The 16,603-nt window shown below is 55.2% G+C and carries 8 protein-coding genes and 4 pseudogenes; 4 read left to right on the top strand and 8 right to left on the bottom strand.

The window, feature by feature from the left end; genetic code table 11:
- The 3 genes and pseudogenes from VF684_RS19560 to VF684_RS19550 form a co-directional block, all read left to right on the top strand.
- Positions 1-184, top strand: a pseudogene (locus VF684_RS19560) (DDE-type integrase/transposase/recombinase); the annotation flags it as partial.
- Between the two features lie 214 nt (positions 185-398).
- Positions 399-1,460, top strand: a complete 1,062-nt coding sequence (locus VF684_RS19555; protein WP_139441842.1) for an IS110 family transposase — start codon at positions 399-401, stop codon at positions 1,458-1,460.
- 12 nt (positions 1,461-1,472) lie between these two features.
- Positions 1,473-1,676 (top strand): annotated as a pseudogene (locus tag VF684_RS19550) (integrase core domain-containing protein); the annotation flags it as partial.
- A gap of 8 nt (positions 1,677-1,684) precedes the next feature.
- Here the strand turns inward: VF684_RS19550 and VF684_RS19545 are convergent.
- From VF684_RS19545 to VF684_RS19510, 8 genes and pseudogenes are all read right to left on the bottom strand, one after another.
- A pseudogene (locus VF684_RS19545) lies at positions 1,685-1,939 on the bottom strand (transposase); the annotation flags it as partial.
- A gap of 89 nt (positions 1,940-2,028) precedes the next feature.
- A pseudogene (locus tag VF684_RS19540) lies at positions 2,029-2,367 on the bottom strand (IS3 family transposase); the annotation flags it as partial.
- A 99-nt stretch (positions 2,368-2,466) separates the two neighbouring features.
- Positions 2,467-4,392 carry an EAL domain-containing protein gene (locus VF684_RS19535; RefSeq protein ID WP_139441841.1) on the bottom strand — a complete coding sequence of 642 codons (1,926 nt, stop codon included), beginning with the start codon at positions 4,390-4,392 and terminating at the stop codon, positions 2,467-2,469.
- Between the two features lie 3 nt (positions 4,393-4,395).
- Positions 4,396-5,148 (bottom strand): transglutaminase-like cysteine peptidase, encoded by a 753-nt coding sequence (locus tag VF684_RS19530; protein WP_005350994.1) that lies wholly within the window; start codon positions 5,146-5,148, stop codon positions 4,396-4,398.
- A 135-nt stretch (positions 5,149-5,283) separates the two neighbouring features.
- The gene (locus tag VF684_RS19525; RefSeq protein WP_005359768.1) at positions 5,284-6,609 is read right to left on the bottom strand and encodes a TolC family outer membrane protein; all 1,326 of its coding nucleotides are present in this window, start codon (positions 6,607-6,609) and stop codon (positions 5,284-5,286) included.
- 37 nt (positions 6,610-6,646) lie between these two features.
- On the bottom strand, positions 6,647-8,080 hold the full coding sequence (locus VF684_RS19520; RefSeq protein WP_005350982.1) for an HlyD family type I secretion periplasmic adaptor subunit: 1,434 nt from the start codon (positions 8,078-8,080) through the stop codon (positions 6,647-6,649).
- The gene (locus tag VF684_RS19515) at positions 8,073-10,217 is read right to left on the bottom strand and encodes a type I secretion system permease/ATPase (protein WP_005350980.1); all 2,145 of its coding nucleotides are present in this window, start codon (positions 10,215-10,217) and stop codon (positions 8,073-8,075) included. Before VF684_RS19515 ends, VF684_RS19520 begins: the two co-directional genes overlap by 8 nt.
- A 377-nt stretch (positions 10,218-10,594) precedes the next feature.
- Positions 10,595-11,524 (bottom strand): TIGR01212 family radical SAM protein, encoded by a 930-nt coding sequence (locus VF684_RS19510; protein ID WP_042083735.1) that lies wholly within the window; start codon positions 11,522-11,524, stop codon positions 10,595-10,597.
- Between the two features lie 611 nt (positions 11,525-12,135).
- Between VF684_RS19510 and gltB the strand changes: the two genes are divergently transcribed.
- Complete coding sequence (gene gltB, locus VF684_RS19505) at positions 12,136-16,593, top strand: glutamate synthase large subunit (protein ID WP_201912053.1); 4,458 nt, start codon at positions 12,136-12,138, stop codon at positions 16,591-16,593.
- The last annotated feature ends 10 nt before the right edge of the window (positions 16,594-16,603 follow it).

Here is a 16,603-nt window from a genome sequence, read left to right as displayed (position 1 = left end):
TGATAAGCCTGATGCAGAGCTGTCCATCAAAGCACTGGAGATGGCCTATCAGCAGCGGGGTTGCCCATCTGGTGTGCTGTTTAACTCCGATCAGGGCAGCCAATATGGCAGTCGGGCATTTCGGCAACGAGTGTGGCGCTATCGCATGACCCAGAGCATGAGTCGGCGTGGCAACTGCTGGGATACTCAGTTCATTATGCTCAAGAACATCAGCCCAATCTGACCCGTGCTGGGATTGGCGAACATAATGCCTTTGCGTTGACCTGTCGATTGGATGCTGATGTTCCCTGGCATTGCTGGGCCCAGCGTCTGTGACCTAATAGGAGCCTTGTGCTGCATCTTGAGTGTCCTGTCCTGCGTATGGGGTTGGTAGTGCATATTCCTTGGAGGAATGAGCCATGAACAATTCCAGAAACAAAGCTGAAGTTATCCTTGGTGTAGACACCCATCTGGATACCCATGTTGGGGTTTTGCTTAACGCACAAGGACATCTGCTGGGATGCTTGATGGTCACGACCAATATCAGCGGATATGAGAGACTCGTGACTTGGGCAAACTCTTTCGGGTGCTTGAAGAGAGCAGGCATTGAAGGCACAGGCACGTACGGGGCTGGCTTGGCCTGTGTACTGCGTAAGCATGGTGTCGAGGTCTTCGAAGTTAATCGTCCTGACCGCTCCAAACGTAGGCTCCAAGGGAAATCGGATCCTACCGATGCTGAAAATGCTGCGCGATCAGTGTTTTCCGGTAGTGCTACCGCGATAGCAAAGACCCAGTCAGGTGCGGCAGAAATGATGCGTGTGGTATCAGTGGCCAGACGCAGCGCCGTCAAAGCCAAAACGCAGGCAATGAATCAACTAAGAGCGCTGCTTGTCAGTGCCCCCCAGGATGTTCGTGAACGGCTCTGGAAGAGCAAACCCGCTGACTGTGCAAAGGGATGTGCACGAGTGAGGTCATTGGGTAGCACAGAATTCCTGCATACGTTAACGACTACCCTGTGCCTGCTGGCCAAGCGTTGGTTGCTATTGGCAGACGAAGTTGAAAAACTTGATGCCATGTTGGATGCCTTGACCCATCAACATGCTCGCCGTCTGCGCGAGCAATTTGGCGTCGACCCTCAAACCGCAGCGGTGCTGCTTTCAACGGCTGGCGATAACCCGGAACGGTTAAGAAATGAAGCATCGCTTGCGGCACTTTGTGGGGTTAACCTTTTACCCGCATCCTCTGGAAAGACCGTACGACATCGCTTAAACCGAGGTGGTAACCGTGCAGCAAATAATGCGTTATGGACGATTACAATAGTCCGGATCCGGGGAGATCCACAAACCCAATCTTACGTCGCACGACGTAGCGCCCAAGGCTTATCTTCGAAAGAGATCCAGCGTTGTTTGAAGCGCTATATCGTCAGGGAACTCTACCCTTTGCTCTTGGCAGATTTAGCTGACTCAGCGCGAGCTTGTTGACATAGGAGCGTCAACGCCCCGATGGAACGATTGTTCAGAAGCCTGAAGTCAGAGTGGCTCCCGGCTCTGGGATATATGAGCTTGCGAGAGGCGAAGCGGGATATCAGTTACTACCTGATGGATTACTACAACTGGCGGCGTCCACATCAACACAATGACGGGATACCGCCAGCAAAAGCCGAAGAACGGCCTAACCAAGTGTCCGGATTTAGTTGACCACTACAATTCATCAACTCGAACAGGGAGTCGAGTAGTCCCTGTGTTGCTCGCAGAGTAAGGTTGAAAATCCCCTTGAGCATTAGGAAGGTTGCGATGGTCTGGTCAGTGTAAAGCTGGCTGCGGCCCCGCCGCCCATGATGCTCGTGGTGAAACCAGTTGCTCATGGCCTCGGCATCAACCCAGAAGGAGAGTGAACCACAGTTAATCAAAGACTGGTTGTATTGAGGCCAGTTGGTGATGGGGAGAAGCGACGTGCCCATGATGCAGATTTGAAGAGGATGGTGGTGATCAGATCACCGAGTCCCCAGTTAGTTCCTTTCAAACTGCATCGATTTGGGAAACAACGCCGCCCGTAGTCATTCTTCAGGACATCGATGACAGCCTCAAAGAACTCGGCTTTCTGACTCATCAGCGCCAGCTGCTGCTCGAGTTTCTTGATGTGCTGTTCGGGCGTCTGGTTGTCGGGGTCAGGCATGGTGATGCTCCTGCCAGCACGCACAGAAGCCCCCTGGCTCCAATCTTGCCGACCATGTTTACGCAACCATACCAGAACGGTGGAGCGGCCCTGAATGCCATAACGCACCTGAGCCTGTTTGTAGGTGAGCTCGCCTTTTTCAATCTGCCCGACCAGCGCCAGTTTAAAAGTCAGCGAGTAATCGCGCTGTGTCCGTTTCACACCTTGTCTCATCGGGCTCTCCATTTATATGGGGGAAAGGTGTAAACCATATTCAGGACGGGACAACTGGTATAAAAAAGGCCCCTATCGGGGCCATTTTCAGCATTTAATTCAAGACAATGGGAAGGCAGGATGAACGAATCCCTGGTAACCATCGATATGCAACTTGGAAAGCAATTCCACTTGATGTTGATCCTCGACGCGGGTCGCAATGGTGGTCACACCGGCATTGTGTGCGGCGCGACACACTGCAGCCAGGAATGAGGTGTCAGCCCCCGGCTCCATGACCTGACTGGTATAACCGTGATCAACCTTGACATAAGCCGGCGACAACTCCTCCAGATAGCCCAGAGACTGGAAGTGACGACCATAGTGGTCAACCCCCCACTGGAAGCCATGAGCTTGCAAGGTGTCCACCAACGCAGCCACGTTGTCTTTATGTTTCATGATGGCAGCTTCAGGTATTTCAAATAATAACCGCTCTTTGAGCTCTGCATGCTCGGTCAGATAGCGCGTCAGCCAGGTTAAAAACTCATCCGAGCAGAGCGAGCCAGCAGTGATGTTGATCGCCAGTACCAGATCAGACTGTTTTTGCAGTAATGGAACGCAAGCATCAAGCACCGCCTGGTCAAACTCGCCACCCAATTTGAACTGTTCAATCGCGGGCAAGAACTGACCTGCAAAATAATCTGTGCCATCCCGAGAGATAGAAGCAAACAGCTCTGCATGCAACCTTGCTCCATTATCAAACCGGCAAGCTGGTTGTGCTTTGAAGCGCCAAAGTTGTCGTGAAATTGCATCTTGTACCAGATCTCGCCAGGCCAAACGCCCCATCAAACCTTGCTCGGTCCCCCCTTCCATCACCACAGCACCACGGCGTTCATTGCGCGCCTTGCCAAGCGCATTATCGGCTTTGGTCAACAAGGCAGAGAGATCATCATTGCCATCACGACCGGCAATACCGATGACGGAGAGCGCATCCCCTTCGCCCATTGGATTCACCACCAGATCGGCAATGCGGCTATTAATCACTTCAGCCAGCTCTTTTAGCTGAGTCAGATCGTCAGTTGGACAGAGCAGCGCATATTCCGTCGCGGAGATCCGTGCCAAGGCTGCGCCATCCCACCCTTTTAATTGCTCTCTCAAGACCTGAGCTATCGATTTAACCATGTTGTCGCGGGCAGCAAAGCCTTCATCGCGATAGATATCATCCAGCATGTCGACCGCAACCAGCATGACGCCACCTTGGCCAGCCTCCGCTATCCATGCGTTTACCTGACCCACAAAATAGGCTCGGTTGCCAAGTCCCGACACGGCATCGACATAAACCCGCTCGCGCAATTTCTCGGCCTCATCGGCTTGCTCTTTAAATTGCAACGCCAACTTGCTTGAGAGGGTGTTGATCGCCTGAACGACCTGCTTCAATTCATGGGTTTTAGGCTCCGGGATCGTATGACCGAAATGGTGCAGCTCGATCTCTACGGCTTGATCACAGATCTGTTTGAGTGGCTTGAGCAAGTAGTTGAGTGCTCTCATCAACAAAATTGTGGTGATCAAAAAGCCGACCAGAAACCAACTCGCCAGCTCACTCATTCCCCGCCACAACTCGTAATAAGCCTGGCCGGGGTGACCCACTACTTTTAATTTTCCAAGCTGCAACCAGCCAGACGTCAGAATTGACTCGTTGGATACCTCAGGAAACAGTCCCAAATTTACAAACCACTGCGGCACCCCCTGAATATTGTTGGTATTTTCCTGCTCGATGACATCCTTTGATGCCAGCAGATCCAGGCGAACCAATCGATAATAGCCACCATCAAAAATGGCCTGGATCACCGACTCGGCACCGACCTTGTCACCGTTTTCCAGATAGGGGGTGAGCGCAAGCCCCAGCGAGGTTGCCGTATTGATGACCGTTGTTTCCTGTTGCTGCGCAAGATAAGTGCGGGTTGAATTGAATTGCACCCAGTATGTGGCCGCAAATAACAATCCAAACAGCAGCAGCATGGTGGCTAATAACTGTCGATAGAGCGTCATAGGTTAATCATCCAAATTCACCACTGGCCGAGCCAATCGCCCCGAGGTCATGCGATTGCGTAAATCATTCCATAATCCCAAGCGGGATGATTGACCAGCCAGTTCCCCTTGGCCTCGTGCCTTCATCAACCACAAGTGACTACCGTTAAAACTGTAAATAGGCACCAAATCACGCCGCTGTGTGGCAGGGCGAATCGAGCCTATCAAATTATCCAAAATAACCGGAACGGAAGAGGGTGTCTCATAATATGCCACCACCATGTGAAACTGGTTGTAATCAAGAGCCTTTACGTACACCATCCGCATTTTATCATCCGGGATCCCAAGCTCGAGCAGCGTAGAGTATTTAGCGATACTGAAATCTTCACAGTCTCCCCCGGCGGCTCCCAAAAATTCTAGCGGGGTTGCCCAATAATCCTTTTTGCGCCACAACTTGATATCGTCAATAAAACGCATCCGATTGAAAAAATTATTTACCCGCTCAAGCTTCTTTTCTTCGCTCAGGGCCCTGCCCTTCGTCTCCATGACTAGCATACGCCAACTGGTTACACGCTTGCCGGCTCTGGCGCCATAGGTCTGCTCCGCCCGTTTGATCAAGTTGAGATCTTCCTGTGGCAGAGGCTGACTGGCACAGAGCAGAAGTGAGAAGGGTAACAGCAGGATCCATAAGGAGTGGCGCAAAGCGCGTAGCGATCGGTATCTCCATTCATTGAGAAGATAACACCATCTGCTACCGGTACCACGCTGGAGTGTCACGTCATATTCCTGCTGCATTATTACTGCTGCACTCCTCAAAGCTCGTACAACAACCTGCGTTAGCCAAACATGGTGACTGCCAGCAGCAGTCACCATGTTGGCGTTCATGATCCCTGCGGGATCATGAACAAACGGTTATTGCCTAGCCTGCCATTCAGCGGGTTGTTTGACGCTAAATGCATTGAGCAGACTGCCTGTCGCGTTGAGAATGCGATAGTCCGCCAGCAGTGCATCATACTCGGCAGTGATATAGCTGCGACGCGCCTCGAACAGTTCGTTCTCGGTGTTCAATACGTCCAGCAATGTCCGTTGACCCAACCCAAACTGCTTCTTGTACGCCTGTACGGTGTCATAGCTGGCGTCAACATGCTCTTTCAGGAAGGTCTTTTGCTTGGCCAGCGACTCTTTCGCGTTCCAGGCCAGACGAGTGCCTTCCTCTACTTGGCGGAACGCATTCAAATGAATGTCTTTCGCCTGAGAGTAGAGCGCCGATGTTGCATTGCTCTCTGCCACATCAGAACCGCCACGGAACAGGTTGTAACGCATCCGCACCATGGCGGTCAGATCATCGTTGCGCCCTTTGACCGCATCGATATCCTCATTCCAGTTCTGATCGACCTCGAATGTTACATTGGGGTAGAAACCGGATTTGGCACCTTCATGTTGATACTTGGCCGCTTCAATATCCTGCAGTGAAGAGAGCAGGGTCGGGTGGACTTCGGTCGCCGTTTTCAGCGCACTATCGAGGCTGGTCGGGATAAGCTCGGTATTGGGAACCGGCTGTACCAGATCTTTGGGAACCTCGTTCACGACACGAATAAATTCACTCTCTGCGTCGCGATAGTTGTTTTCAGCAGCGGCCTGATTTGAATAGGCCCGGGCAACACGACCTTCAATCTGGGTCTGATCCGCAGTAGAACCAAGCCCTGAATCAGTCCGCTTGCTGATGTCGCTGCGGATTTGTTCGTGGGTTTCCAGGTTCTGTTTGGAGAGTTCCAGGATCTCCTGCTGGCGCAGCATATTGAGGTAGACCTCAGCTACTCGCAGCGCGGTATTTTCAGCTTCGGAGATCATCGCCAGACGCTGGGCATTGGCTTCGGCTTCGGTTCTGGAGACGTTGTTGCTGACATCAAAGCCATCAAACAACATTTGCCGCAGGCTGAGTCCAGCCTCTTTGCGAGTCATGGAATCATCAATATTGCTGTTGGCGCTGGCAGCGCGGGTAGAAGGGCTGTCAGTTTTTTCATAGCCTACGCCGCCACGCAGATCGATCGTAGGATAATAGCCACCCTTGGCTCCATCATGCTGATAGAGTCGTGCCTGATACAGATCAAACGCTTCCTTTATCTTGGGATGCGTAGCAAGTGTCTGTGCCACCGACTCTTCCAGAGTCTGGGCCTGACCCAAACTCGGGATCAGGATGCAGCCACTGACCAGCATGGCAACAATCGTTTTTTTCATGTTATCTCCAGTCATGTTTTGTTTTTAGATTGTTGGCTTATCGTTCTCTCAGTGCCGACTGCTTTGCCCGTAAAATCGGCTTAAGCAAATAGTCTAGGACACTTTTTTTACCAGTAATGATATCAGCACTGGCTAACATACCGGGGATGATGGGAAGTGCGTTAAGCTCATCGCCCAAGTAACTCTTCTCTGTTCGAACCCGAACCAGATAAAAGGAGTTCCCCTCCTCATCCTGGATCGAATCCGCACTTATCTGTTCAACCTTGCCATGCAATCCTCCATAGATTGTAAAGTCATAGGCAGTAATTTTGACGATGGCATCCAGCCCCGGTCGCAGGAAGGCGATATCTTTCGGTGACACCTTGGCTTCTACCAGCAAGGTATCCTCCAACGGCACAATCTCCATCAAATCCATGCCGGGCTGAACCACGCCGCCCAGGGTGTTGATCTTGAGTTTCTTGATGGTGCCCTTGAGCGGAGCAATCACGCTAGTCCGGTCAACCCTGTCTCGCAAGCCAACCTGCCCTTCTGATAACTGGCCAAGCCGCCCCTGTTTCTCATTCAGTTCAGTCTGGGAATCTGCTCTGAACTTCAGCGCAATATCATTACGCTTGGAGATGGTCTCACGCAGTACCGAATTGAGTTTTGGGATCAGCAGACGGTTGCTCTCCAGCTCCCCCTGCATCTCGTTGACCTGCCGCTCAAGCTTGATTAGCTCCACTTGAGGCACTATACCTTCTTTCGCCAGCGGACGGCTAATATTCAGTTCCTGTCTGGCCAGATCCACACTGCGATTCACGGTGCGGATCTTGGCATTCAGTTCAATCAGCTCCTGCTCTTTCTGTTCGATTTGCTGACCAAGAATATAGAGCTGGTTCTTCAGGTTATTGAGGCGATCCCGCTGTACAGAGCGCTCACGGTGTGCGTATTCGGCAAAAACGGTTTCATAACCATCGGGAAACTGGATTGGCGCTTCACCTACCACGACCTGTTCACGCCACCCCAGTGCCGGGTCGTTTTTCACCTCGACGCTGGCCATCTCGGCGCGCAGACGAGCCACATCCCCCTTTAGAGTGACTACCTCTTGCTCCCGTTCTCTAAAGTCGGAGCGGAAACGGGTGTCATCAATGCGCAGCAGAGGCTGTCCCTTTTCGACGATATCCCCCTCTTTAACGAAGATCTCTTTGACGATCCCCCCTTCCAGGTTCTGGATCACCTGCAGCTGACGGGACGGAATAACCTTGCCCTGACCCACGGTGACTTCATCCAGTTCGGCCCAGGCCGCCCAGACGATGGCACTCATGAAAAAGAGGAAACAGCACCATAGCAGGATACGAGCTCCGGTCGGCGTGGTCAGCAGTACAGCTGCCGCGCCGTCATCGACAAACTCCAGATGCTCGGGTGCTGGCAATACCTCGCCGGAAGGCGTCTTTTTGCTGCGCTTGAACCAGTCCATGAGCCCCTTAACCATGGGACACCTCCTGCACGCGCACCTTGCCTTCCTTCAACTGCTGTAACACCACCTCTTTGGGACCATCAGCAACGATCTGCCCCTGCTCGATGACGATAACTCGCGATGCCACATCCAGCATCGAGGTTTTGTGAGTGATGAGGATCAATGTGGTTTCCGGGCCCAGTCTGGCGAGCTCCTGTTTGACCTGCATCTCGGACTGATTGTCCATGTTGGAGGTCGGCTCATCCATCACCAGAATGGGGGGATCATTGAGCAGGGCGCGTGCCAGCAGGATCGACTGACGCTGGCCACCGGATAGCTGACGGCCCCCCTCGCCTATCTGCCGATCCAGCCCGTTAGGATCCCGGTTGGTAAAGTTGGTGACACCCGCCCGCTTGGCTGCGCGCAAGACTCTCACATCATCCACCAGCGGATTACCCAGCATGATGTTGTCCCGCACCGATCCGAAAAAGAGAATGACATCTTGCGGAACACAGCCGATATTGCGACGGATCACCGCAGGTGGCAGTTGATCAAGTTCAAAACCGTCGATACGTACCGAGCCATCGGTCGGTCGATACAGCCCCATCAACAACTTCTCGAGGGTCGTTTTACCCGCCCCAATCCGGCCGATAATCGCCACCTTTTCGCCCGGCTGAATGCGCAAATTGATATTGTGCAGGGTGCTGGTTTCCATGCCGGGATATTTGAAGGAGACATTCTCGAATTCAATGCGACCGGCAATCACCGGATGATGGATATATTGCTTGCCTTCCTCCTGCTCTCCCGGGGTTTGCATGATTTTTTCCAGAATATCCAGTGCTGACTTGGCCTGGTTATAACGGGTCGACAACACGGAGAGTTGCACCATAGGTGCAATGGCGCGACTGGAGAGCATCACGGCGGCAATCATGCCCCCCATAGTGACCAAGCCTTCGGAGATCTGGTAAACACCGACAATCACCAGACCAACCGTCACCACCTGCTGGATATAACTGGCCAGCGAGGACATGGAGTTGGTAATGCGGCGGGTCTGTACGCCCCAGGTGGAAATATGAGAAACGGCCTGTTCCCAGCGATGCTGGAACATGCTCTCGGCGCCGAAAATCTTGACGGTTTCCAGCCCGGAAATACTTTCAATCAGGTTGGCGTTCTTCTGGGACGCAAGGCGCGAACCCTCTTCGATGGACTGCTTGAGGGGCTCCTGAATATAAAAGCTGTAAGCGATGAGGATCAGCATGGCGACGATGGGGACCACCACCATCACACCGGCAAACATCCAGATAATAAAAAGGAAGAAGACGGCAAAAGGGAGATCGATAAGAGTAGAAACCGTTGCAGAGGTGAAAAACTCCCGCACCGATTCAAATTCCTGCAGATGTTTGGCGAACGCGCCAGTGGAAGCGGGACGAGACTCCATCCTCATGCCCATCACCTTGGCGAAAATTTTGGCGGACAGTAGCACATCAGACTTTTTGCCAGCGATATCGATAAAGTAACTGCGCAACTGCCGCATCACAAAATCGAAGGTAAAGACCACCATGGCCCCGACCGCCAGCACCCAGAGTGAATCAAACGCCAGATTGGGCACAATCTTGTCATAGACGTTCATGGTGAAAAGAGGGCTGGCGATGGCAAACAGGTTGATCAGAATGGAGGCGATCAGCACATCGCGATAGATACCGCGGGATTCGAACAAGGTGCTCCAGAACCAGTGGCCATCACGGGTTTCCAGCACCTTGGGCGAGCGTTCGTCAAACTTGAACTGCTTCTTTACATAGAAGAGGCGCCCCAGATACTCATCACCCAATTGGGCTGCGGTCAGCCATTGCGCGGCATCACCGGCCTGCGGGAAAATCACTTTCCCCTGGCTGCGATCTTCGTTCCACTCCAGCAAAATGCAGGCGCCACCACTGCGCATCTGCAATACACAAGGCAGCAGCAAGGGAGAGATATCAGCCAGTGGCTGTATCACTTCACGGGCGGATAACCCGCCACGCTCGGCAGCACGGCAAAAGAGTGCGGTAGTCAGGCGTCCGGAGACCAGTGGCAACCCGGTCGTCAGGGCATCCTGACTGTTGGGCACACCATAAAAACGGGTCAAGAAGACCAGACACTCCAATAACTCATCAATACGACTTGTTTCTGCTTGCATAGCATCCTGTCACTGCATAAATGAGGTAGATAAGAGCGTTCATCGCTCATATTTCCCTGCTATAGCCACGCTAAAACCGAGTGGCCTTCCCGCTGATGAGACTGATCAGGGGATAAACCTGTCCAGATAGATCGCGACACTCATCCCCAATTTCCCAGCACAGCAGCAATGGCGGCATGATTCGTTATTGGTAAAAATAATCGGCTCATCAACACCATGCTAACACTGCAATCAGGGTGAATGTCGGAGTTAATTGATAATGACATTTATTATGGCGCACCACTATATCAACCGGCACGTACCAAAACTATAGTTTAGGGTATGAAGTTTTTTATATAACCCTATGTTTTACGTGAAAATAATAATCTGGCGCTCAATTATAGGTCAGGAAGTATGAAGGGTCTGCCCAACGCGTGACCTTGCGGGCCGTTCAATGAGAGTGCTTTGGCAATGTCCGCCATGGCCGTCCAGCGATTTTCACACCAGGCTGGCGCCAACAGGGTTGGACGGCGCGCGGAGGCCGAAATCCGGTGATACACCACCTCGGGCGGCGTGTGCTGGATCATGGCAACGGCCGCCTCCACATACTGCTCCAGCGTCAATACCTCAAGGCGCCCCGCCTGCCACGCTTTACCAAGAGTACTGCCCTCTACCACATGAAGCGGATGCAGCTTGATTCCCTCAACACCGGTCTCAACGATGCGATGCAGGGTATCGAGGCTGTCCATCGGCACCTCCCCCGGCAGGCCGACGATCAGATGAGCACATACCTTGATGCCGCGCTGATGGGCACGTCTTACCGCATCCTCATAGGCGGCATAACCGTGGCCGCGGTTGATCCGTTGCAGGGTCTTGTCGTTGGCACTTTGCAGCCCGAGCTCCAGCCACACCTCGTAGCCCCGGGCCTGATAGCCCGCCAACAGATCCAGCACCGCATCAGGTACGCAATCGGGGCGAGTGCCCACGCAGAGCCCCACCATATCGCTCACTGACAGCGCCTCTTCATACATCCGCTGCAGATATTCGACCTCGGCATAGGTGCTGGTGTAGGCCTGAAAATAGGCAAGATAGCGTTTGGCACGGGTGACTTCGTCCCGGCGAGCCAGCAGTTGTTGCACCACGGAGAGTTGTTGGGCCGACTCGTCGGCAAAAGAGGATACATTGCAGAAGGTACAGCCACCACGGCCCAGGGTGCCGTCACGGTTCGGACAGGTGAAGGCCCCGTGGATGGAGAGTTTGTGGATCTTCTGACCATGACGCTGCTTGAGATCCTGACCGAATGTATTGACGAGTTCGTGTAACTGCATGACACCTCCGCTAAAGGAGCGCCATTGTACGAGCTTGCGCAAAACAGGGGCTGAGCTGGATCAAGCTAGCGGAGAGGGTAAAACATATAAATACCCGACCAATTTTGAATAAATATAGAGAAAAAGCGCAAAAAAAGGATTTTTACAGTTCTTTGACGATTCAAACAGTAAATATCCATATGAAAATGAGACCTGATAACCCACTGTTGAACAATGAAAAATTCAAAGAGACCCGACAGCACACAATTGCAAGCATGGGATATTGAAAATGTGATCCCTTCCGCTGTCGGCCACATCGGGTTGGTAAAATTACTACATTCGCCCATCGTCGCCGAGCACACCATTGAGCCCGTCAATGGCGATATATTTAACCAACAAAATCAAACCACGCAGAATAAATACTTCATAACTGCGAGCTAATCCCCCTAACCCGACATTTTGTTATGCGAATGTAACCACGAAGACAAACCTGACCTGCGATTGACCTCGCCAGAAAATCCCATTAGTTTGGAGATTCGCCACGTCAGGCAGACGGAACCACAAGAGCCAATCGCAATTTATGCAGTCAGGTGATGACTGTGCGATGCAAGGCCGAGCAAGGGAGAAATGCAATGTCACTATATGATCCAAAGCTGGAGAGGGATAACTGTGGCTTCGGCCTGTTGGCCCACATGGAAGGGGAAGCCAGCCACAAGCTTGTCCGTCTCGCGATGTCAGCATTGGCTCGCATGCAGCACCGCGGCGGGATCTCCGCCGATGGCAAGACCGGCGATGGTTGCGGTCTGCTGCTGCAAAAACCGGACAGCTTCTTCAGAGCTGTCGCCGAGGAGAAGGGATGGCACCTTGGCCGCAACTATGCGGTCGGCATGCTGTTTCTCAACCCTGACCCCGTATTGGCCCAGCAGACCCGCGACATCATCGACGAAGAGCTGGAAAAAGAGACCCTGAGTCTGGTCGGCTGGCGTAAGGTGCCTGTCGATACCAACGTACTGGGTACCATCGCCAAAGCCTCCCTGCCCAGCATTGAACAGGTCTTTGTCAACGCCCCGCCCGGCTGGGTCGACAAGGATCTCGAGCGCCGCCTCTATATCGTGCGCCGCCGCATCGAAAAGCGCGTCAACGACGACTACTTCTATGTGGTCAGCCTCTCCAATCTGGTCACCGTCTATAAAGGACTGTGCATGCCGGTGGACTTGCCGCGCTTCTATCTGGATCTCGCCGACATCCGTATGCAGGCGGCCATCTGCGTCTTCCACCAGCGTTTCTCCACCAACACCAGCCCGCGCTGGCCGCTGGCCCAGCCGTTCCGCTATCTGGCCCACAACGGCGAGATCAACACCATCGCCGGCAACCGCCAGTGGGCCAAGGCACGCAGTTACAAGTTTGCGACGCCGCTCATTCCCGATTTGCAGGAAGCGGCCCCCTTCGTCAACACCACGGGGTCGGATTCCTCCAGTCTCGACAACATGCTGGATCTCTTCCTCGCCGGTGGCATGGACCTGTTCCGCGCCATGCGCCTGTTGATCCCGCCTGCATGGCAAAAGCACCCGAACATGGATGACGACCTGCGCGCCTTCTACGACTTCAACTCCATGCACATGGAGCCGTGGGACGGCCCGGCCGGTATCGTTATGACCGACGGTCGCTACGCCACCTGCGCACTTGATCGCAACGGTCTGCGTCCGGCCCGCTACGTCATCACCAAGGACAAGTTCATCACCCTCGCCTCCGAAGTTGGCACCTGGGACTACACCCCGGACGAAGTGCTGGAGAAGGGCCGGGTCGGCCCGGGCGAGCTGTTCGTGGTGGATACCAGCAACGGCAAGGTGTGGACCAGCTTCGAGATCGATGACGACCTCAAGAACCGCCACACCTACAAGCAGTGGATGGATAAACATTGCCGCCGACTGGTCCCCTTCGAGCAGATGGACGACAGCCAGACCGGTAGCCGCGAGTTCTCCGACCACCAGCTGAAAACCTATCAGAAGCTGTTTGGCTACTCCTTCGAGGAGCTGGATCAGATCATCCGGGTATTGGGTGAAAACGGTCAGGAAGCGGTCGGCTCCATGGGGGATGATACCCCGATGGCGGTGCTCTCCTCCGGCCCGCGCACCCTTTATGACTACTTCCGCCAGATGTTTGCCCAGGTGACCAACCCGCCCATCGATCCGCTGCGTGAGAACCACGTGATGTCGCTGGCCACCTGTATCGGTCGCGAGCAGAACGTCTTCAACGAGACCTTCGGCCACGCCCACCGGGTGCTGTTCCAGTCACCGATCCTGCTCTACTCCGACTTCCACCAGCTGCTGGCACTGGAAGGCGAGTACTACCGTCATCAGGTGATCAGCCTCAACTTCAAGCCCGAAGAGGGGCTGGAAGCGGCCATCTTGCGCATCTGCGAGGAGGCCAAAACCGCTGCCAAGAGTGGCACCGTGCTGCTGGTGCTGTCGGATCGCGACATCAGCGCCGATACCCTGCCGATCCCGGCCGCCATGGCGGTGGGCGCGGTACAGCGCACCCTGGTGGACAACAACCTGCGCTGCGACGCCAACATTCTGGTGGAGACCGCAAGCTGCCGCGATCCGCACCACTTCTCGGTGCTGCTGGGCTTTGGCGCGACCGCCATCTACCCCTATCTGGCCTACGAAACCCTGGCCAAACAGGTTGAAGAGGGCGTGCTCACCATGTCCCTGCGCCAGGCCATGGTCAACTACCGCAACGGCATCAACAAGGGGCTCTACAAGGTGATGTCCAAGATGGGCATCAGCACGGTCGCCAGCTACCGCTGCTCCCAGCTGTTCGAAGCGGTGGGTCTGGCCAAGTCGGTGGTCGATACCTGCTTCCGCGGCGTATCGAGCCGTATTCAGGGTGCCGATTTTGCCGACATCCAGCAGGATCAGCACAATCTGGCCCGTCAGGCCTGGTTGATGCGCAAGCCCCTCCCCCACGGCGGCCTGCTCAAGTTCGTCCACGGCGGCGAGTACCACACCTACAACCCGGATGTGGTGCAGACCCTGCAAGCGGCGGTGCGCTCCGGCAACTATGCCGATTACAAGGAGTACGCTCGTCTGGTGAACGAGCGCCCGGTTGCCACCTTGCGCGATCTGCTGGCACTGAAGAAGGTCGACAATCCGGTCGCGCTAGATCAGGTTGAACCAGCCGACAAGCTGTTCCCCCGCTTCGACTCCGCCGCCATGTCCATCGGCGCCCTCGGTCCTGAGGCCCACGAGGCACTGGCTGTCGCCATGAACCGCCTCGGCGGTCAGAGCAACTCAGGCGAAGGTGGCGAAGATCCCAAGCGTTTCGGTACCGAGAAGAACTCCCGCATCAAGCAGGTGGCTTCCGGCCGATTCGGTGTCACCCCCCACTACCTGATGAACGCCGATGTAGTGCAGATCAAGGTGGCTCAAGGCGCCAAGCCCGGTGAAGGGGGCCAGCTGCCCGGTGACAAGGTCACCGCCCAGATCGCCCAGCTGCGTTATTCCGTGCCCGGCGTGACCCTGATTTCACCGCCGCCGCACCACGACATCTACTCCATCGAGGATCTGGCCCAGCTCATCTTCGACATCAAGCAGATCAACCCGAGCTGTCTGGTGTCGGTGAAACTGGTCTCCGAGCCGGGCGTGGGCACCATCGCCTGCGGCGTGGCCAAGGCCTATGCCGACTTCATCACCATCTCAGGTTATGACGGCGGCACTGGCGCGAGCCCCCTCACCTCGGTCAAATATGCCGGCTCCCCGTGGGAGTTGGGGCTGGCCGAAACCCAGCAGGCGCTGGTGGCCAACGGTCTGCGCCACAAGGTGCGGCTGCAGGTGGATGGCGGTCTCAAAACCGGCCTCGACATCATCAAGGCGGCCATCCTCGGCGCCGAGAGCTTCGGTTTTGGCACCGGCCCCATGGTGGCGCTCGGTTGCAAATACCTGCGGATCTGCCACCTGAACAACTGCGCCACCGGCGTTGCCACTCAGGATGAGAAGCTGCGTCGCGAGCACTTCACCGGCCTGCCGGAGATGGTGATGAACTACTTCAAGTTCATCGCCGAGGAGACCCGCGAGCTGATGGCCCAGCTCGGCGTCACCCAGCTGACCGACCTGATTGGCCGTACCGATCTGCTGGAGGCCCTGCCCGGCCTCACCGCCCGTCAGGCCAAGCTGGATCTTTCCGGCATTCTGGCTCGCCCGGTGGCACCGGCAGGCTCCAGCCTGTTCAGCCAGCAGCACAACCCCACCTTCGACAAGGGGCCGCTCAACCTGAAAATGGTGGAAGATCTGCTGGAAGCGGTCGAGACCTCAAGCGGCGGCGAGTTCCGCTACGACATTCGCAACACCGACCGCTCGGTGGGGGCCCGCCTTTCGGGCGAGATCGTCAAACGTCACGGCAACCAGGGGATGGCGGCCGATCCGGTCAAGGTGCACTTCAACGGCACCGCAGGCCAGAGCTTCGGCGTCTGGAACGCAGGCGGCCTCGAGATGATCCTCACCGGTGACGCCAACGACTATGTGGGCAAGGGGATGACCGGCGGCAAGCTGGTAATCAAGCCCCATGTCGGCGTGGCGTTCAAATCCCATGAAGCGGCCATCATCGGCAACACCTGCCTCTACGGCGCCACTGGCGGCAAACTCTACGCCGCAGGCACTGCCGGCGAGCGTTTCGCAGTGCGCAATTCCGGCGCCCTGGCGGTAGTCGAGGGAATTGGCGACAACGGTTGTGAATACATGACCGGCGGCATCGTCACCGTGCTCGGTCAGACCGGCGTCAACTTCGCGGCGGGCATGACCGGCGGCTTTGCCTACGTGCTCGACGAGTGCGGCAACTTCGCCAAGCGCACCAACCCCGAGCTGGTGGAACTGCTGGACGTGGCGGATCTCGCCATCCATCAGGAGCACCTGCGCGGCATCATCACGGCGCACCTCAATGAGACCGGCAGCTCGCGCGCCGAGGAGATCCTGGCCAACTTCGACTCCTATGTGCCCAAGTTCAGGCTGATCAAACCCAAGTCCAGCGACGTGAAATCGCTGCTGGGTCACACCAGCCGTTCCAGTGCAGAACTCAGAATCCAGGCGCAATAAGGAGGGAACC

This window comes from Aeromonas sp. Lyrl_2 (genome assembly GCF_051948815.1).
GTDB classification, from domain to species: domain Bacteria; phylum Pseudomonadota; class Gammaproteobacteria; order Enterobacterales; family Aeromonadaceae; genus Aeromonas; species Aeromonas veronii.
This window is presented reverse-complemented; position numbering and strand designations above follow the sequence as displayed.